Below are 19,184 nucleotides of genomic sequence, written 5' to 3'. Positions count from 1 at the left end.
GACTTACGGTGTCGATTAATATGAGGTGACTTTGTCCGGGCCTTTCACGCCATAATCATTAATAAGCGACCAGGTTACTTTGCCGTGAGGTGACATGACACCTTCAGAAATACTCAACGTGGAGAATGGCGCGACAAAATACTGTCCGCTTAACGCCTGGTGATTAATTTCAATTCGTGAGAAGTTCATATAAAAAGGTGTCGGGTTATTGACCTGTAAACCCTTCGCGGTCAGGTTCCACTTAAGCTTTTCCGCACTGGATTCTGGCGTCTGCCCCTGTAATGCTGCCGGACGGTAGATCAGCTTAATCTTTGAGTTGATGGCAATTTGCATCGTATTTTTACCTTCACTACCGTCGGTAGCGGGGATCCCTTTCACGTTCAGCCATAACAGCGATTCACGATCTTCCGGAACAGGTAAACCTGAACGCACAATACGAATTGACGCTTTTTTCCCGGCCTCCAGACGGAACAGCGGAGGCGTAATAATCATATTTTCTTTTTTTAACGGGCTGCCTTCAGCCGGGCTAATCCAGGACTGTACCAGGTTGGTGACTTTGTCGGAGTTTTCAACGGACAAAGAGACGGCCTGACGGGAGCCGTCAAAAATCACCCGCGTACTCCCGGTAACAATACTGGCGGATGCATTCAGGCTGGCGGCGCTGGCTACGCAAAAAATCACTGCGGCGATGGGTTTCATTATGCACTCACAAACAAAAAAGGAGGGTTTCCCCTCCTGCGGGATCAGTTATAACGGACGTTATAGGTAATAACAGCGTTAACATCGCCGGCAACAGCCTGCCCGGTGGCAATCATCTGCGCGGTATAGGTTTGGCTCGCTGTGCCATCTGTGAAAGTAATAGGATCGTTATCTGCATTATTTTTAACGATGGTGCCATTTGAACCACCCTGCTTGAGCTGAACGGCCACGTTGGTTGCCGCGCCCAACGTGGCGGTGTTAGCGAAATATGATGGATCGGCCGCATCAGCATCAACAGGGCCTGAGAAGACAATATTTGCAGTCGTGCTGGTTGGGCAGTTATTCAGGTCGAACACAAACTGTTTTGGCGCGCCAAGGTCGCCTTTTGTAGCGAGGTCGGTTGCCGCCGTTGAGCCCAGATCAACGGTCGCATTTGCCGTGCCGCCATCAACGGCAATATCACAACCCTGATCGAGCACCGTTCCATTAAATGTGATAGTGTTAGAAGCCGTCGCCGCGCTCGCGCCACAGAAAGTCAGAATAAGCGTCGCACCAATTTTAGTCAGTTTCATTCGTTGATATCCCAATAGAAATAATAAATATCTTCATTTTTATTCCTGCCAGGACGAGGCAATAACAAAGCAGCACCGCTGAGCTAACAATGAATAATGCACCGTCTGTGACAAGGCTAATATAAACGCTCAGGCAGGAATTAGATTCGCAACATCAATAAACGACATCAGCAAACCCGAAGTAAGGTTACAAGAAAGTTACGAAGTTTCGTAAAATAAAGTAATTTAATTTTAGACAACCTTTTGTTATGGCCTGGATTGGCATTTTGTTAGCATTCGCGCTGTTTTTTCTGAGCAATAACGCCACCGGCAGTGTTGCTAGCAGCATATCCAGACTGACATATTTGAGCGAATGAGAACAATAGGCATGATCAACAAAAAAAACATGATCGCATTAACCCTTTGTGGCCTGATGATGGCAAGTGGCAGTGCGCTGGCGGGCCTTCCTTCTGGTGACAGCGACAATAATATTAATACCAACCCAGAGAACGATGCGGGGACTCAGGGCACGGGCGGCGTAGTCCATTTTACCGGTAAGATTACCGATGCATCCTGTAATATCACCACCGACTCAGCAGGGCAAACCGTTGAATTAGGCACCTGGGCTGCAAGCTACTTTGCCACCCAAAAAGAGACCACTCGCACGCCTTTCCAGATCTCAGTTGAAGGTTGCCCGGATTCCGTTAAAACCGTTGCCGTGTTGTTTGATGGTAACAAAGATGCGAATGATAATACCCTGCTGGGTTTAAACTCCTCCGTGGACAGCGATGGCAATACGGCGACTGGCGTTGCCGTTAAACTCTATGAAAGCGACCGTAATACGCAGATTAAAATTGGTGATATTTCTCAGAGTATCGACCTTGCCGAAGGGGAAGATTCAAAAACACTCAATTTCTACGCCAATTATAATGCCACCACCGATGTCGTCAGCACCGGAGAAGCCGACGCAGATGCCAATTTCCTGATGGTTTATAACTGATCGACTGATGATAAGCAGAGCTTTCTCTGCTTATCTTTTACCTCTACGGGGATCTGAAAATGAAGAAACTCACCGCGGCCCTGTTTTTTTATTCGCTCGGCATGAGTCTGTCAGCACACGCGGGGGTTGTGATGGGCGGTACGCGTGTTGTTTACCTTGAGGGGCAAAGAGAAGTGGCATTTTCCATTACCAATATGGAAAAAGAAACCCCTTATCTTATTCAGTCGTGGATTGAAAATATTGACAGTAAGAATAAAACCGCTCCGCCCTTTATCGTGACACCTACGTTATTTCGTTTAGATGCGGAACAGAAAAACTCGCTGCGCATCAATTATCTTGGAACGCCGTTACCCACTGACCGGGAATCTGTTTTTTGGCTTAACATCAAAAATATTGCCCCGAGCAAAAAAGCAAACAGCAACAAATTGCAGATTAACGTGAAGTCAAAATTCAAGTTATTTTTCCGTCCCGCAGGGTTGAAAGGCAATGCCGAACTTGCATACAAAAAATTAAAATTTACCTGTCGTAATAATACGCTTAGCGCACACAACCCCTCGCCCTGGTTTGTATCGTTTTACAAGGTCAGCGTTGGGAACACCGACCTTGAAATGCCGGGAATGATTGACCCCTTCTCCGATCGTCAATGGCACATTCCCTGCTCGGGGACCATTCGCTGGCAGGCGATCAACGATTACGGCGGGCTGACGAGAGTCGCCACGCAATCCTGACGCTGTGACAACACGCCTTTGGCGAATGTAGCCAACGACCGCACATGCATTCTCTCGGCCCACGCAATTTACCCCGCATTTATACGCTCGCGATGCTTGCGAGTGCGGCCACGTCTGGCATTCATGTGCGCCGGGCACAGGCCGATGAGTACTTCGATCCTCAGGCGCTGGAGATCACCGCATATCAGCAGCAGGCTAGCGATTTAAGTTATTTTTCCCGGCAAGGAGGTCAGCAGCCGGGACGTTATCGTGTCGCGGTTGTTGTTAACCAGACGCAGCGGAATGAGCGCGAAATTGCATTCGTTGATACCGGGGGAACGCTCTCACCGGTCCTCAACCTGGCGTACCTCAAGAGACTTGGGATAAACATCGAGGCCTTCTCTTCGTTCGATGCGCTGCATGACGAGGAGACATTTACGGACATCGGCAAATATATTCCCGATGCGTCGACGCATTTTGACTTCACCCATCATCGGCTGGTTTTCAGCATTCCGCAGGCAGCCATGTTGCAAAAAAGTGCCGATTATATTCCTCCCGAACAGTGGGACGACGGCATCCCCGCTGCTTTTGTCGATTACAATCTTACGGGCTCGACAACCAACATTGACAATATTCATGACAACAGCAGCTATCTGAGCCTGCGATCCGGTATCAACCTGGGGGCGTGGCGTTTACGCAATTACGCCAGGTTTGAATATGGTAATACCCATCACTGGCAGTCCCAGGGAACATCACTCCAGCGTGCCATTACGCCGCTGAAGAGCGCGTTAACAATAGGGAATGCCTACACGTCTGGCGAGGTTTTTGACAGTTTTCAGTTTACGGGGCTTCAGCTTGCCTCGGATGAGAATATGCTGCCGGACAGCCAGCGCGGTTTCGCGCCCACGATCCGCGGGGTCGCTCACAGCAATGCCCGCGTTAGCGTTCGCCAGCACGGTTACACCATCTATGAAACCTATGTTGCGCCTGGCGCATTTGTCATTAGCGATCTCTTCCCCACTGCGCAAAGCGGCGATCTTGAGATCACGGTCCATGAAAGTGACGGCAGCGAACGCACGTTCACCCAACCCTACTCCTCGGTGGCCTTCATGCTACGGGAGAAACGACTGAAATTCAGCGCCAGCGCCGGACGGTATAACAGCCCTGACGCCGAGGGCGACACCCCGCCGTTTGTTCAGGCCTCCGCCTTTTACGGATTGTCTTCAAGCCTGACGCTGTCCGGCGGAGCGGAGCTTTCCGGCCACTATCAGGCTCTCGCGCTGGGATTAGGTAAAGATTTTGGCCGGTTTGGGGCACTGGGTGTGGACACCGTTGCGGCGAAAGCGCAGCTCAGTGATGACAGGCTGGCCCACGGGCAGCAAATTCGTGCCCAGTATCAAAAAAATCTCGCTGAAACGAACACGTCGCTCACCCTTTCGACCAGTCATTACACGACGCGTGACTTTTACAGTTTCAGTGAAGCAAATGATGACAGCGATCCGGACCAGCATGTGCATAACCGGCGTAACCGTACGCAGTTCAGTTTGACGCAGGATCTCGGTACGCTTGGCAATATCAGCGCTTCCTTTTACCGTCAGGATTACTGGAACGCCTCGGCGGTCGATCAAACCGTCCATCTTGGTTATTACGCTAACTACAAAGGGGTGTCGTTGAGTGTTGGGTATTATCTCACCCGCTCAAGCGCTGATGATAGCGACAACGAACGGGCGATAAACCTTAGCATCAGCGTCCCACTCAGCCGCTGGTTACCCGGCGCAACAACCAGCTACAGCCTCAACAATAACCTTGATGGCCATACTACCCGGCAGGTTTCGCTGTATGGTACGGCGCTGGCCCACGATCGCCTGAACTATAACTTCCAGCAGGGCTTCGACAACCAGGCCAATACCGCGAACAGCAACCTTGCGCTGGCTTATCACGGCGGTTATGGCAGCGCCAGTCTCGGGTACAGCCACGATCGCTATAGCAACCGGGTGAACTACGGCGCGGCAGGCGGCATTGTGGCAACACAGTATGGGGTGACGTTGAGCCAAAGCCTCGGGGATACCCTGGCGCTGATCCGCGCTGACGAGGCGTCGGACGTTCAGGTTGAAGGAGCGACCAATGTTCACACCGACTCCCGAGGTTATGCCGTGATGCCAACCTTATCGGCGTATCACAAAAACACCATTTCGCTGGATACCGAAACGCTGGCAGAAAATGTCGATCTGGACCAGAACAGCAGAACGATTGTGCCGACCAGCGGCGCGGTCGTCCTGGCGAATTACCATACCCACGTGGGCATCAGAACGCTCATCACCCTTACGGCACACGGCCGCCCGCTTCCATTTGGCGCCAGCGCGTATGTCATGAATGGGGAGTCTGCGAAATCAAGCGTCGGGATCGTCGGTGAAGCAGGACAGGTCTACCTCAGCGGCGTGCCGCTGCGCGGAACCCTGCATGCCAGCTGGCGACATAAAGGTCAGGACATTCGCTGTAGTGCCCCATTACGCCTTCCTGACACCGCCGGTCGTAGCCCGGTCACGCTTCTGAACCTTCAGTGCCAATAACTTACTGAGATACCTGTGAACAATATCAACCGTTTAATCCGTCTCCTGATGCTCGCTTTTTTGCTGATTCACGCTACGGCAAAGGCGTCTCAGACCTGCCCGCCGACCATGGGTGATGCGGTCATTAACTTTCAAAACTACTCGATCACAGATAACCCCTCGATCCCTCCGGGGTCGATGCTTTCAGGCGCTATCCTGGGCCAGGAAAACCGCTCATTTTATAACTGTCCTGAGGGAACCGGCCCGGTGACGATGCGCTTTGTGGCGAATACCGCCTTAACCGTCGCGCCCGTCAGCGGTGTGGCGCCCAACGGTACAGGCGCCCCGGCTTCCGTTTATGACGTGCCGGATATTCCCGGCGTCGGGTTTGCGGTGGGCGTTCGCGAAACCACGCACTGTGCGGCCGAACCCGTGCATTACATCGCCTCGGGGGATGACAACGTTGCAATTTGCAACACAAACGATCCGTCGCAAATGGCGACCCAGTTCTTCGTCGTGTTTTACAAAACCGCGCAGGAGATTGTCTATGAACAGCCGAACAGCGGGCAAATTCGCGCAGGCACGCTGATTCTGGAGGACGCTAACGGCGCGGTGATATCTGAAGCTGGCGTGACGGTGGAAGTCGCCGCCGCCGACCTGAAAGTGCATAAATCGAGCTGTTATATCTCGGATAACAACATCACCGTCAATATGGGACAAAGTAGTGTAAGCGATCTCAACAAAGGAATGGATGGGGATAAACACCGCTTCATCATCCCTCTGGTCTGTGACGCATCCCAAACGGCAGCGGTGAAGATCGGGTTCTTTGGTCCGACTGAAAAAGACGCGCAGAATCACGATGTGCTGGCGCTAAGTCAACAGGAGAGCGCCGCTACCGGCGTGGGGATCCGCATTCTGTATGGCGATAACTACGGTGCCGCCAGAGGCACAACCGTTCCTCTCAACAGCACCGGAGTCGAACCTTTTGCCAACGCTGCCCGGCAGACCGCGTTTTCCCTGGATTACGACGCACAATATGTGCGCACCGAAACCCAGGCTACCGCGGGGCTGGCAGACAGCCTGGCGACATTTAGTCTGATATACAACTAAGCGCTACTCCAGCGCCAGCAGCGCAAAACTCGCCAGCCAGTGCCCGCCGCTGTAGTGGCTGCCGACAACATGCTCCACGCTTGCCGAAAGATGGCGCGCAACGGCATCGTGTAATGGCTTCCGGGCGTGATGATTTTCCGGCAGAGCACGGACAATGTGCTTCATACACCAGGCGCGGCTGAGGTTAAGCCCGTCCAGGTGCGCGATTTTCGGGTCGGTGCGGTCGCTCACCTCTGCCGGGTTCATCAGCGCAGAAACGGCGCCCACTTCAGGCAGAAACGCATCGAACCAGGCCGGGAAATCCTCCACCACCTTACTCATCAGCAGGGCCTCGGTCAGCGCTCCGGAGATATACTCGTCGCCACCCGGCTCATAATGCGCAGGATATTGCGTGTCCGCGAGGTAAAACCGCGTTGCCGCGTCCAGGATGGCGCGCTCAAGCGTGTCATCGTTCACCGCCCGGGCATAATCCAGCCCCAACGCGAGCGCAAACGCCGTGTTGTAGTGCGTCCCGACGCGGATCGGATAGGTAAGCTTGCTGAGGTAATCCACCAGCCGCTGGCGAATATCCAGCGTTAACGGTTGCAGCGTCTGGTACCAGCGCTCCGCCTGCGGCAGTGACGATTGCTTCAGCTCCTGCGCCAGCGCCAGCAGCCAGCCGTAGCCATAAGGCCGCTCAAACGACGCGCGGAACGGCGCGGTAAAATAGGCCAACTCCTTCGCCACCTTCTCGTCGGTCAGGTGTTCTTCGAACAGAGTGATGATCTCTTCCCGGCACGGCAGTTCGGGCCAGAGACGCAGGCAGCGCAGCAGCAGCCAGTAGCCGTGCACCGCAGAGTGCCAGTCAAAACAGCCGTAAAAGATCGGGTGCAGCTCGCGAGGCGGCAGAACGTCGCCGTCATCGTTGAGCAGATGCATAATGTGGTTCGGGTATTCCTGACGTAAATAGGTCAACGGCATTCTGGCGAAGGCGTCAGCCTGATGTTGCGTTAATTCCATTGCAGCTCCTTAGCGAAACACGAGGAAATACATTAAGAACACGTTCACCACCAGCAGGGTTAACGCGGTCGGGATCTGGATCTTGATAACCTGATATTTGTCTTTTAGCTCCAGTAGCGCGGCGGGCACAATGTTGAAGTTGGCGGCCATCGGCGTCATCAGCGTGCCGCAATAGCCAGCGTACATACCGATAGCCAGCAGCGGCGCTGGGTTACCGTGATGGACATTAATCAGGAATGGCAGAGCGATACCGGCGCTTAACACCGGGAAGGCTGCGAAGGCGTTACCCATGATCATGGTAAACAGCGCCATCCCCACGCAATAAATGACCACCAGCATGAAGCGGCTGTCCGGGTTCACAAACAGGCTGACCACCTTTTGTACCGATTCGCCGGTATTCGCCACCACAAACACCCCGCCGAGCATGGCGAGCATCTGCGGCAGGATCGCCGCCCAGCCAATGGTATCGACCAGCCGACGCGACTGACGAACCGCATGCAGCGGCGTACCTTTTGTCAGCCACCAGCCGGTGAGGATAGCTGCCACACAGGCCACGCACAGCGCCGCCAGCGTAAGCTGTTTCTGGTCGAGCAGATAGACACCGCCAATCGACACGCCTTTCAGAAATAGCGTCCCGATGACCGTTACCACGGGGATCATCAGTGCCGGTAAAAACAGCGAGTTTTTCAGCCGGTTCGACGAGGCAACACGCTCCTCCTCGGTGGACATTTTATAATGCCCCTTCCCGACCAGCCCGAAACCGGCCAGCAGCGCAATCACGATAACGGCGCCGCCAATAATGCGATACGCCAGGGGCTTACCCAGCTCCTGCACCATCAGATCGCCAAACAGGAAGATCCCGCCAAACAGAAACCAGAACAGCGCCGTGGTATAGCGTTTCGGGTTAGCGCGATCGCGAAGGGTCATCACAACCAGCAGCATCACGACGAAGCCGATCAGGTAGTACACACGGTTAATGGTGATGAGGGTCATCATGGTGCGATCTCCTGCGTACCCTGCTCTGCTTTCCAGGCCATCACGTCGCGACGAATGCTGGCATCGAGGCGTAGCAGACGCGTCATATGGATGATCAGTGCCGCAATGGCGGTCGGAATGGCCCACAGGCCGATATGCAGCGGTTCGATCCCCTCGATCCCGTTCTCTTTCAGGAACGCATCAATCAGCAGTACCGCGCCAAAGGCGATAAAAATATCTTCCCCAAAGAAAACCGCGATATTGTCACACGCGGCGGCATGGGCTTTGATTTTGTCGCGGATAGTCTGCGGCAGTTCCCCGTATTCATTCAGAGCTGCCCCTTCCGCCATCGGCGCCAGCAGCGGACGCACCGTTTGCGCGTGGCCGCCAAGCGACATCAGGCCCAGCGCAGCCGTTCCTTCGCGGGCAACAAAGTAGAGCATCAGGATACGCGCCGAGGTGGCGCTGGCGATCTTCGCGACCCAGGCCTGGGCGCGTTCTTTCAGCCCGTAATACTCTAATAGGCCAATCACCGGCAGGATCAGAATGAAGGTGGCAAGCGATCGGCTATTCACGAACTTTTCGCCAAAGGTTTCCAGCAGCATACCGAAATCCATGCCAACCAGCAGGCCCGTCGCCAGGCCCGCCACCACGACAACCAGCAGCGGGTTGAAACGCAGTGCAAAACCAATAACCACCACCGGAATCCCGATAAGTGGCAACAGTGTAGAACTGTCCATAAACGTTACCCTATCCAAAGTGAGCGTTGCGCGCCGACGGCTATTTTTTATACTTCGCAGCAGAGCGAAGCCGGTGCATTACGGCGCGCGATGTTGTGTTTTGCGTGAGGCTCCACAGAACCTGCACTAAAAAGCTATATCTGAACGTCAAAAACATGTAAACAATTTATCAATAAAATGTTCTTATTTTATCGACGGGTTTACATTTCGGGGGAAGGATCGTTATGACAGTAAAGAAAAAGACGACAGCGTTAAACCACGACGATATTGCGGACGGGCGAATCGTCTCCTCCCGTCATCTCGTCTCAGAGCGGTGTGCTGAATTATCAGAGCTGGAATATGCGCTGATCATGACCAGCAATGCGTTTAACAAATGGATGGTGCGCTGCATGACCGCAGCGGGTGAACCGGATATGGGGGCCTTTGATGTTTCGCTTCTGCACCACGTGAATCACCGCAACCGTAAGAAAAAGCTGGCTGACATCTGCTTTGTGCTGAACGTGGAAGATACCCACGTGGTGACGTATGCGCTGAAAAAGCTGGTCAAGACGGGCTACGTCACCAGCGAGAAAGCGGGAAAAGAGCTTTTTTTCTCCACTACGGAGGAGGGAAAAGCGCTGTGCATGAAGTACCGGGAGGTGCGGGAGGCCTGCCTGATCAACATTCATGCGGAAAGCGGTATTCCGGGCGCGTCGATTGGCGAGACCGCGCAGTTACTCCGCGCGATCTCCTCCCTGTATGATACCGCCGCACGCGCGGCGGCCTCGCTTTAAGGACGGCGGAACAGGGTGATACTCCGCCCGGCCAGCTCGTAATCGACAGATTCAGTGATGATTTCCCCCGTGGGGGCATCCTCCGACGTCGAGAGTTCGAGCACCCAACCCCCTTCGCCAAACTGCGGGATCTGGAATGGCACCGTACCTTCAAACGGGTTAAACAGCATCAGCACGTCTTGCCAGACGCCCTCTTCCTGCTCAAGATCAGGACGGCTGATGGCAAGACCAAGGGTGGAACCCTCGTCCCACTGTTCCGACTGCTGCGGTCCGCCGCCGGCGTTAAACCAGCGGATCTCCAGCCCGTCGCGCCAGTTCTCACGTCGCAGCAGCGGCTGCGTCGCGCGCAGGGCAATCAACCGACGGGTAAAGTCGCGCAGCTTCTCGTCGTTTTCAGTGAGTCCTTCCCAGTTTACCCAGGAGATCTCGCTGTCCTGACAATAGCCGTTATTATTGCCCTTTTGCGTCCGGCCAAACTCATCGCCTGCCAGCAGCATCGGCGTGCCGTGCGAGAAGAAGAGCGTGGTGAGGAAGTTGCGCTTTTGCCGCTCGCGGGTGGCAATGATATCCGGGTTTTCCGTCGGCCCTTCCTCGCCGTAGTTATACGAACGGTTATCGTTATGTCCGTCGTTATTATCTTCCCCGTTATCGGCGTTATGTTTCTCGTTGTACGATACCAGGTCGTTCAGCGTGAAGCCGTCATGCGCGGTGATAAAATTGACGCTGGCCCACGGACGACGCCCGCGCAGATCGTACAAATCACCGGACCCTAACAGACGGGCGGCAAAATCGTTAGAAACGTTATCCCCCTTCCAGTATTCACGTACCGTATCGCGGTATTTGTCGTTCCACTCACCCCAGCCAGGTGGGAAGCCCCCCACCTGATACCCGCCGGGGCCGATATCCCACGGCTCACCGATGAGCTTCAGCTTCGACAGCACCGGATCCTGGGTCACGGCATCAAAGAAGCCGCCGCGCGGATCGAACCCCTCTGGCTCACGTCCGAGAATGGTCCCGAGGTCAAAGCGGAAACCGTCAATCTGCATCGACTCCGCCCAGTAGCGCAGGGAGTCCATGACCATCTGTAACACGCGCGGGTGCGAAGTATTAACGGTGTTCCCGGTGCCGGTGTCGTTGATGTAATACCGGTGCTGATCCGGCATGGTGCGGTAATAACAGAAGTTATCAATCCCCTTAAACGACAGGGTTGGTCCCAGCTCGTTGCCCTCCGCCGTGTGGTTATAGACCACGTCGAGGATCACCTCGATGCCCGCGTCATGATAGGCACGCACCATGTCGCGGAAACCCTGGATGCCCGCCGGGCCGTAATAGCGGGACGCTGGCGCAAAGAAACCGAGCGAGTTATAGCCCCAGAAGTTTTTCAGGCCGCGATCGAGCAGGTGCTGATCGTCAGGGAACCAGTGAACCGGTAGCAGCTCGACCGAGGTAATGCCGAGGCTTTTGATGTACTCCACCGAGGCTTTATGCCCCATCCCCTCAAACGTACCGCGCAGTTCAGGCGGAATAGCCGGGTTAAGCTGGGTAAAGCCTTTTACGTGGCTTTCATAGACCACGGTATGCGGCCACGGGATATCGGGCCGGCGTGAGTCCTGCCAGTCAACGGCATTGGGGTCGATGACCTTACATTTGGGCGTAAATGGCGCGCTGTCTCGCGTATCAAAACTGAGATCCAGCTCATCGTGTCCCAGCTCATAGCCGAAGTGGGCATCGTTCCACTCAATGTCACCCACCAGTTCACGGGCATAGGGGTCAATAAGCAGCTTATTGGGGTTAAAACGGTGACCGTTCTCCGGATCGTAGGGGCCATACACACGGTAGCCATACAGCGCCCCCGGTTTCAGATCCGGCACATAGCCGTGCCAGACCTCATGGGTATATTCCGGCAGTTCCAGTCGGGCGATTTCTGTTTTTCCCGAAGGATCAAACAGACACAGCTCCACCCGCTCCGCGTGGGCGGAAAACAGGGCGAAGTTTACCCCTTTCCCGTCATAATTTGCGCCCAACTGCTGGCCATGACCGGCCCGAATTTCAAACGTTGTATCCTTTGGCATTTTTGTTCTCCTCGATTAGTCGCAGGTAAGCAGAACCAACAAACATCCCTTTTCAGACGTTAAATCCAGCGTCTCTGGCAGAAGGCGACGCTCACCGGTAAACAGATCCCGGTAGTGCTTCCCGGCCAACTCCTGGGGTATGGCCACGATAGTGTTGGCCCACAGCAACGCATTGTCGGTGACGTCAAACACCAGACGCGGCACGGCGACGATCAGCGCCTCGTCATCTTTTATGCGGGCATAAACGATCAGATTCTCCTCCCGCTCACCGGTTACCTTCAGCGGCAGCCAGTCGCCGTAGCGGAAAAGTGCGGGGTAATGTGGCCGAAGCCGTAACAGCGTGGCGGTAACGTACTGCTTCACGCTGCCGTCTCGCCAGCGTTGCGCATCGTTAAAAACGGTGCCATCCGCTACGCTGAGGTTTTCCGCCAGTGCGGCGAAATCCGGTTCGCGGCGGTTATCCGGGTCGACGAGGCTGAAGTTAAGCCCCTCGCTGCCCTGGTAGATGTCTGGTACGCCAGGCGCAGTCAGCTTGATCACCGTCTGGCTCAGGCTGTTCATTAACCCAGCCCGAATAAACGGCTGGAGTGCGGCACTGAAATCACGCAGGAACAGGGTGTTATCCGGGGAAAGCAGATGGCGCACGTAGTCCAGGACCACGCTCTCGTAACCTTCGTTGCTGTCGATCCAGTCGGTACGCTGCTTGGCCTCACGCAGGGCTTTCTCGATAAAGCCGAGGAAACGCTCTTCCAGTGACTTAAGGCCATCACGATCCTCAGGCGACAGGGTTGCTGGCCAGACGCCCGCCAGCGCCTGGAAGATCATCCAGGTGTCGGCGGCGTTCGGCGCGGTGCCATCGTTGAGGAATCGGACCTGCGTCTGGTTCATCTGCCGCCAGCGCGCCAGATTTTCTCCCCACAGATCTGGCGCTTCCGTCAGCGTATAGAGACGAGCTCGTGCATCCTCGCCGCGTTTGGTGTCGTGGGTGGAGGTTCCCAGCAGCGCATCGGGCTGGCGGGCAAGACGAATGCGCATTTCCTGATGAAAACGGGAAAGTGAAAACGCGCGCGGCGTCGGGTCGGCGCCGACTTCGTTCAGGGCCAGCTCCAGGTTATGGCGGAAGAACAGCGTATCCTCTACCGATTTTGCCATCAGCGGCCCGGTCAGTTGCTGAAAACGGGTGCGGAAAAGCGAGGCCAGCGCGTGGTCATGCTCCGGCAGATCGCCGGTAAGAATACGCACGATCAGGCTCAGAGCGGGTTCAGAGGCGTTGACGCTGGCGACCACACGGCTGAGCAGCGCCACATCCGGTGGCGTCAGTCCCTCAGCGGTGCCGTAGGTGCGATACACCGGAAACGCGATAAGCAGCTCACGCAGGGCATGGCGGATATCATCATGCTCCACTTCGGCGCCGTTATGCCCGGCCAGCTCGCTGGCTATTTTGAGCAACGTGGTAAATTCACCCTCAAAATTACGATCGGTCATCAGCCCTTTGGCGTTGCGAAGTTCCGCCTGCCTGTCCACGGTCGTACCCAGCGTCTCGTCGTAGAGCATCTCCAGCCGCGAGAGGTTGGTATCATCCACCAGCACTTCCGCCAGGGAGGCGATAAACTCATAACCCGTAGTACCTGAGATGGGCCACTCCGGAGGAAGCTGTTCCCCTTTGGCGAGGATTTTTTCCACCGTGATGTAGCAATCCGGTCCGGTAGCCGCACGCAGTCGCTGCAAATAGCCCAGCGGATCGGCAAGCCCGTCCACATGGTCAATGCGCAGGCCGTCGACAACCCCGGCGTGGACAAGCTCAAGGATCAGGTGGTGCGTATCTGCGAATACCGCCTCATCCTCTACCCGCACGCCGACCAGCCCGGTGATTTCAAAAAAGCGACGCCATGAAAGCTGTTTCGGCGCTTCACGCCAGGACATCAGCCGCCAGCTTTGCGCCTCGTGGATCTCAGCGATGCTCTTGCCTTCGGCATACGTGCCGGGATTAAGCGGATAGGCGGTATCATAGTAAACCAGCGCTGCGCTGTTTGTGACACTGTCACGTTTTAAAGTGATAGTCCCCCGCTCCAGCTCGGCTTCAAAGGTGTCGCCAAGAAACGGCAACGTCAGCGGTCGGGACCAGTCGATATCAAAATACGCCGCATAGCGGCTCTGCCCGCCATGTTCGATAACATCGCGCCACCAGCGGTTTTCCAGCGAGGTCGACATATGGTTAGGAACGATATCCAGAATCAGCCCCATCCCCGCCTGTTTCAGCGCCGCCGCCATGCGGTCAAACCCTTCCCGCCCGCCAATCGCCGGGTCAATTTCGTTGGGGTCGGTCACGTCATAGCCGTGGGTGGAATTCGTGGTTGCGGTGAAAACAGGCGACGCGTAAAGATGGCTGATACCGAGGTCTTTCATATACGGAATCAGGTCTGCCACGCGGTCAAAGGTCATGCCGTTGCGAAACTGAATTCGGTAAGTAGAGGAAGGGATCATAGCGCTGCTTCTCCATCAGCAAAGCGAACAACAATGCTGTTCGACGGCAGGTTTTCGACTGCCTCCGGCCAGCTAAAGATCGTTTTTCCGGGCAGGTCCGGTAAGGCGAGCGGCTTTTTGCCGATATTCAACGCCAGCGACAACGTGCCGGACGGAAAACGCCAGCTCACGGCAACCATGCCGAGCGCCGTTTGCAGGACGTTACCCTCCACGGTGCCCCGCTGTTTCAGTAACGGGACGATAAAGCGCTGACGCAGCACAATCAGCTCGCGCGTGACGTGCAGCCACGCCCTGCCTTCCTCCGTGTCTGCCTTGTTCCAGTCAAGCTTCGACCGCATAAAGGTATTTACGTCATTGGGGTCCGGTACGGTTTCATCGTGCCCGGCATGGCCGGTAAACTCTTTCGCGCGCCCTTCCCGCACCGCTTTCGCCAGGTCGCCGTGGAAGTCGGTGAAAAAGAGGAACGGATGCGTTTCGCCATACTCCTCGCCCATAAACAGCAGCGGAATATGGGGCGACAGGAGCAGCGCCGCGAACAGCACGCGCGTTTTATCCTCCCCAGCCAGAGAGATAAGCCTCTCCCCCTGGGCACGGTTGCCGACCTGGTCGTGATTTTGAATAAAATCGACAAAAAACTGTGGGGGTTGCTCGCGACACTCTACCCCGCGCGATTTTCCGGTCTGAAGCGAGATTTCCCCCTGGTAGACAAAGCCTTCTGCCAGCGCCCGCGCCAGTTTTTTCTCCGGCTCAAAGGCAAAATCCTGATAGTAGGCGTGTGATTCTCCCGTCGCGAAGACATGCGCGGCGTTGTGAAAATCATCATTCCATTCGGCGGTGAAAAGCGGCGTCTGACCATGCTCATCACGCGGATGCAGGAAAATCACGTTGCGACTGTCTTCGGTGGTCAGATGGATATGCCGATCCGGAAAGGCGTCGCGGATCCGTTGCGCTATCTCGGGAAGAATATGGGTCTCAGCGTCGTCATGGATCTGGTCGATGGCGTCGAAGCGCAGACCGTCAAGATGATACTCCGAGAGCCAGAATAACGGCGCCTCAGCGATGTATTGCCGGACAGCTTCAACCTCATAGGCAATACCGTTGCCCCACGGGGTCATACGATCCTGATGGAAAAACGCCGGCGAGAGCAACGGCAGGTAGTTCCCTTCCGGGCCAAAGTGGTTGAGTACGATATCCAGCACCACGGAAAGCCCGAGCGCGTGGGCGGCATCAATGAAGGCATGAAAATCATCCGGTGTACCATAAGCCGAGTGCGGGGCATACAGCAGTACACCGTCATACCCCCATCCGCGCGCGCCCCCGAACTGGGACACGGGCATCACTTCCAGTTGCGTAATACCCAGTTCGGCCAGATAAGGCAGTTTGTCGATGGCCGCCCTGAAGGTTCCTTCCCCGGTGAAGGTGCCGATATGCAGCTCGTAGATCACCGTCTCTTCCCACGGTCGTCCTTGCCATTCGCGCTGAGCGGGCAGGCTGCGACGCGGGTCGATCACCACCGACGGGCCATTGACGTCAGCCTGCTGCGCGCGCGAGGCCGGGTCCGGCACCGCCATTCCATCCTGTAAAACAAACTGATACGTCGTACCGTGCCTGATGCCGGGCACGTCAATCTGAAACCAGCCGTCGCCCACCGCCGCCATGTGAATGTCGGTATCGGTTAAACGCAACGTGAGATCTTTTTGCCCTTCTGCCCAGACGCGAAAACGTACAACGTCATCGGAAATAAACTCAGCACCCCAGTGCCTGCGACATGTTCTGAATTCCATTCATTGTCCTCGAATGACCACATTTTACGCGGAACGAAATACAAGCTTAGACCAGGATCTACAGAGTGTTATGCCAGCAGAGTATGCCGCTTCGTCTATTATCTATTTATAACTCCCACTTAAGGAATACTATGCATATTCGAAAAGGATTAAGCACCGACCTTGCCCGTCTTGAATGCTGTGATTTTTCTTTTACGGTCGATGAGATTGCCAGAGAGCCTTTTCTCAATGGTGATTTGCATATCGAGGCGCTGACCGAACCTTATCTTAAAACCTATGAACTGGATCTCCAGACGCTGGAAAATCATTGCGTTAATCCGGATTCAATATTTCTTATCGCCGAAACGGATGACGGTGAAATCGCCGGTTTTATTACCGCGTCCTGCAACTGGAATAAATTTATATCGGTGGATTACATTGCCGTGGAGCGTTCAAAGCGTCGTACGGGCGCGGCGCACAAGCTGATGTCCGCCACCCACGTCTGGGCGCGAAGCCTCAATGCGCCCGGGTTACGGCTGGAGACGCAGAACGTTAATGTTTCTGCCTGTCTTTTTTATCGTCACTATGGGTTTATTCTCGGCGGTTACGATCGCTACCTTTACAACGCCCTGCCGGAAAAAGATGAGGTCGCCCTTTTCTGGTATTACATGCTGGCTTGAGAAAATATTTTATATCCGCTACCGGAAGATAGATTTGTCTGAATTTGTCAATTTTGCCCGCTTACGTTTAATTAACGACTAATCTTGGAATTCACTATTAAGGAGGCCGGTATGTCTACAGGAAATAATCACACGCTGCATTACCCTCGTCCACCGTTTGCTGAACAACCGCAAAGGGCCCCCGGGCTGGCATCGGAAATGAAGCCAATACCGGATCATGGTGAAACAAGTTATATCGGGTCAGGAAAACTGGCAGGAAAAAAAGCGCTGATTACCGGCGGTGATTCCGGAATTGGTCGCGCGGTAGCGATCGCCTATGCCCGTGAAGGCGCAGATGTCGCTATTGGCTATCTGCCGGAAGAGGAGTCCGATGCGGCATCGGTCATTGCGCTGATTCAGGCTGAAGGCCGTAAAGCGGTCGCCATTCCGGGCGACATTCGCGTGGAGTCGTTCTGCGACACGCTGGTGGAAAAAGCCGTTGCCGAACTGGGCGGCCTGGATATTCTGGTGAATAACGCCGGACGCCAGCAGTACTGTGAATCTATCGACGATCTCACCACGGCAGATTTTGACGCGACGTTTAAGACCAACGTCTATGCCCCCTTCTGGATCACCAAAGCTGCGCTACGCCATTTGCAGGAAGGCGCCGTGATCATTAACACCACTTCCGTTCAGGCGTTTAAACCGAGCGCGATCCTGGTGGACTATGCGCAGACCAAAGCCTGTAACGTAGCCTTTACCAAGTCTCTGGCCCAGCAGCTGGGACCGCGTGGCATTCGGGTGAATGCCGTCGCGCCAGGTCCATACTGGACGCCTCTTCAGTCCAGCGGCGGCCAGCCGCAGTCCAAAGTTCAGAAGTTCGGGGAAGATACGCCCCTGGGCAGACCGGGCCAGCCGGTTGAAATCGCACCGCTGTATGTATTGTTTGCCTCCGATACCTGCTCATACGCCTCCGGGCAAGTGTGGTGCTCTGACGGCGGTACCGGCGTGCTGTAAAGCATCCTCTCAGACCTATCCATTCCATGGATAGGTCACATTCACTTCCCGGCGGTTCTCAAAAATCGCAGTTGAACTATGATGAACTTACTATTGAGGAGCCCATCATGTTTACTGTGAAAAAACTTGCGATATCAACCCTGTTGGCCGGTTCGGTTTTATTCTTTCCCGCTATCCACGCGGTGGCCAGCGTTCCGCAGCATGTGGTGAAACAGCAGGCTGGCGGCTACAGCGTTCAGGTTGGCGATACGATTGTCACCGCCTTTACGGACGGGAGCGTGCCGCAGGATCTGCACGCCTTACTGCGCCGGACGACGGCGGAAAATACCGATGCGTTACTGGCTAAAAACTTCCAGGCCAATCCGGTGGAAGCGTCGATTAACGCGTTCTATATCGCCATCCCCGGCCACAAAATTCTGGTGGATACCGGTTCCGGTCAGCTGTTTGGCCCCGGCAAAGGCGGGCGGCTGATTGAGAGCCTGGCGACCCAGGGCATCAAACCCGAAGATATTACCGATATTCTGATCACCCATGCTCACTCCGATCACGCTGGCGGCCTGGTTAAAGACGGTCAGCGCGTGTTTACCCGCGCGCAGGTGTATGTCGGCAAACCGGATATCGATTTCTTCTTTAACGACGAGAACCAGAAAAAGTCTGGCTATGACCAGAACTACTTCGACGTCGCGCACAAGACCTTAAAGCCCTATCTGGATGCCGGAAAAGTGACGACCTTCTCCGGCACGGAACAGCTTCTGCCGGGCATCAGCGGTACGGTTCACCCGGGTCACACTCCAGGCTCCGCGTTCTACACGCTGGAGAGCAAAGGTGAAAAAATGACTTTTGTCGGCGACATCATTCACGTTGCCGCGGTTCAGTTCCCACAGCCCAACGTGACGATTGCTTACGATGAGGATCAGGACGGCGCCGCCCGGGTGCGCAACGCTGCTTTCGCTGAGTTTGTGAAAAATAAAGCGCTGATTGCGGCGCCACATCTGCCTTTCCCCGGGATCGGCTATGTGACGAAATGTGAGCGGGACGGCTACGCGTGGGTTCCGGTGACCTATACCAACCGTGACGCAAAATAAG

Annotated in this window: 16 protein-coding genes; 8 read left to right on the top strand and 8 right to left on the bottom strand. The window is 55.2% G+C overall.

Going from position 1 to position 19,184, the window contains the following annotated elements:
- Positions 1-15: 15 nt before the first annotated feature.
- Positions 16-699 (bottom strand): fimbria/pilus periplasmic chaperone, encoded by a 684-nt coding sequence (locus DD606_RS06975; protein ID WP_129258412.1) that lies wholly within the window; start codon positions 697-699, stop codon positions 16-18.
- Between the two features lie 44 nt (positions 700-743).
- A complete protein-coding gene (locus DD606_RS06970; RefSeq protein ID WP_129258410.1) occupies positions 744-1,271 on the bottom strand; it encodes a fimbrial protein in 528 nt (175 codons plus the stop codon).
- A 367-nt stretch (positions 1,272-1,638) separates the two neighbouring features.
- Between DD606_RS06970 and DD606_RS06965 the strand changes: the two genes are divergently transcribed.
- From DD606_RS06965 to DD606_RS06950, 4 genes are read left to right on the top strand one after another with little or no spacing between them, the layout of a single operon-like run.
- A complete protein-coding gene (locus tag DD606_RS06965; RefSeq protein WP_022648150.1) occupies positions 1,639-2,250 on the top strand; it encodes a fimbrial protein in 612 nt (203 codons plus the stop codon).
- A 59-nt stretch (positions 2,251-2,309) separates the two neighbouring features.
- Positions 2,310-2,978, top strand: a complete 669-nt coding sequence (locus DD606_RS06960; RefSeq protein ID WP_129258408.1) for a molecular chaperone — start codon at positions 2,310-2,312, stop codon at positions 2,976-2,978.
- A gap of 44 nt (positions 2,979-3,022) precedes the next feature.
- Positions 3,023-5,527 carry a fimbria/pilus outer membrane usher protein gene (locus DD606_RS06955; protein ID WP_255573087.1) on the top strand — a complete coding sequence of 835 codons (2,505 nt, stop codon included), beginning with the start codon at positions 3,023-3,025 and terminating at the stop codon, positions 5,525-5,527.
- Between the two features lie 15 nt (positions 5,528-5,542).
- Positions 5,543-6,616, top strand: coding sequence for a fimbrial protein (locus DD606_RS06950; RefSeq protein ID WP_129258406.1), 1,074 nt, complete (start codon positions 5,543-5,545; stop codon positions 6,614-6,616).
- Positions 6,617-6,619: 3 nt separating this feature from the next.
- Here the strand turns inward: DD606_RS06950 and DD606_RS06945 are convergent, their stop codons facing one another.
- The 3 genes from DD606_RS06945 to DD606_RS06935 are packed head-to-tail and all read right to left on the bottom strand — an operon-like array spanning position 6,620 to position 9,330.
- Complete coding sequence (locus tag DD606_RS06945; RefSeq protein ID WP_058658947.1) at positions 6,620-7,615, bottom strand: DUF2891 domain-containing protein; 996 nt, start codon at positions 7,613-7,615, stop codon at positions 6,620-6,622.
- A gap of 9 nt (positions 7,616-7,624) precedes the next feature.
- The gene (locus DD606_RS06940) at positions 7,625-8,611 is read right to left on the bottom strand and encodes a DUF979 domain-containing protein (protein WP_129258404.1); all 987 of its coding nucleotides are present in this window, start codon (positions 8,609-8,611) and stop codon (positions 7,625-7,627) included.
- Entirely contained in the window at positions 8,608-9,330 is a 723-nt protein-coding gene (locus DD606_RS06935; protein ID WP_003857121.1) for a DUF969 domain-containing protein, read from the bottom strand. Before DD606_RS06935 ends, DD606_RS06940 begins: the two co-directional genes overlap by 4 nt.
- A gap of 224 nt (positions 9,331-9,554) precedes the next feature.
- Here DD606_RS06935 and DD606_RS06930 point away from each other — a divergent pair, with 224 nt between their 5' ends.
- Positions 9,555-10,103 (top strand): winged helix DNA-binding protein, encoded by a 549-nt coding sequence (locus DD606_RS06930; protein ID WP_129258402.1) that lies wholly within the window; start codon positions 9,555-9,557, stop codon positions 10,101-10,103.
- Here the strand turns inward: DD606_RS06930 and glgX are convergent.
- From glgX to treZ, 3 genes are read right to left on the bottom strand one after another with little or no spacing between them, the layout of a single operon-like run.
- Complete coding sequence (glgX, locus tag DD606_RS06925) at positions 10,100-12,175, bottom strand: glycogen debranching protein GlgX (protein WP_003857116.1); 2,076 nt, start codon at positions 12,173-12,175, stop codon at positions 10,100-10,102. The two genes, DD606_RS06930 and glgX, sit on opposite strands and share 4 nt — an antisense overlap.
- 15 nt (positions 12,176-12,190) lie before the next feature.
- Complete coding sequence (gene treY / locus DD606_RS06920) at positions 12,191-14,659, bottom strand: malto-oligosyltrehalose synthase (RefSeq protein WP_023314164.1); 2,469 nt, start codon at positions 14,657-14,659, stop codon at positions 12,191-12,193.
- The gene (gene treZ / locus DD606_RS06915; protein WP_129258400.1) at positions 14,656-16,443 is read right to left on the bottom strand and encodes a malto-oligosyltrehalose trehalohydrolase; all 1,788 of its coding nucleotides are present in this window, start codon (positions 16,441-16,443) and stop codon (positions 14,656-14,658) included. Before treZ ends, treY begins: the two co-directional genes overlap by 4 nt.
- Before the next feature lie 131 nt (positions 16,444-16,574).
- Between treZ and DD606_RS06910 the strand changes: the two genes are divergently transcribed.
- From DD606_RS06910 to DD606_RS06900, 3 genes are all read left to right on the top strand, one after another.
- Positions 16,575-17,102, top strand: a complete 528-nt coding sequence (locus DD606_RS06910) for a GNAT family N-acetyltransferase (protein WP_003857109.1) — start codon at positions 16,575-16,577, stop codon at positions 17,100-17,102.
- A gap of 111 nt (positions 17,103-17,213) precedes the next feature.
- The gene (locus tag DD606_RS06905) at positions 17,214-18,098 is read left to right on the top strand and encodes an SDR family oxidoreductase (protein WP_022651207.1); all 885 of its coding nucleotides are present in this window, start codon (positions 17,214-17,216) and stop codon (positions 18,096-18,098) included.
- 107 nt (positions 18,099-18,205) lie between these two features.
- Positions 18,206-19,183, top strand: a complete 978-nt coding sequence (locus tag DD606_RS06900; RefSeq protein ID WP_129258398.1) for an MBL fold metallo-hydrolase — start codon at positions 18,206-18,208, stop codon at positions 19,181-19,183.
- Position 19,184: the final 1 nt, after the last annotated feature.

Source organism: Enterobacter cloacae complex sp. GF14B (assembly GCF_004136805.1).
In the GTDB taxonomy this organism is placed as follows: Bacteria; Pseudomonadota; Gammaproteobacteria; order Enterobacterales; family Enterobacteriaceae; genus Enterobacter; species Enterobacter hormaechei_C.
This window is presented reverse-complemented; position numbering and strand designations above follow the sequence as displayed.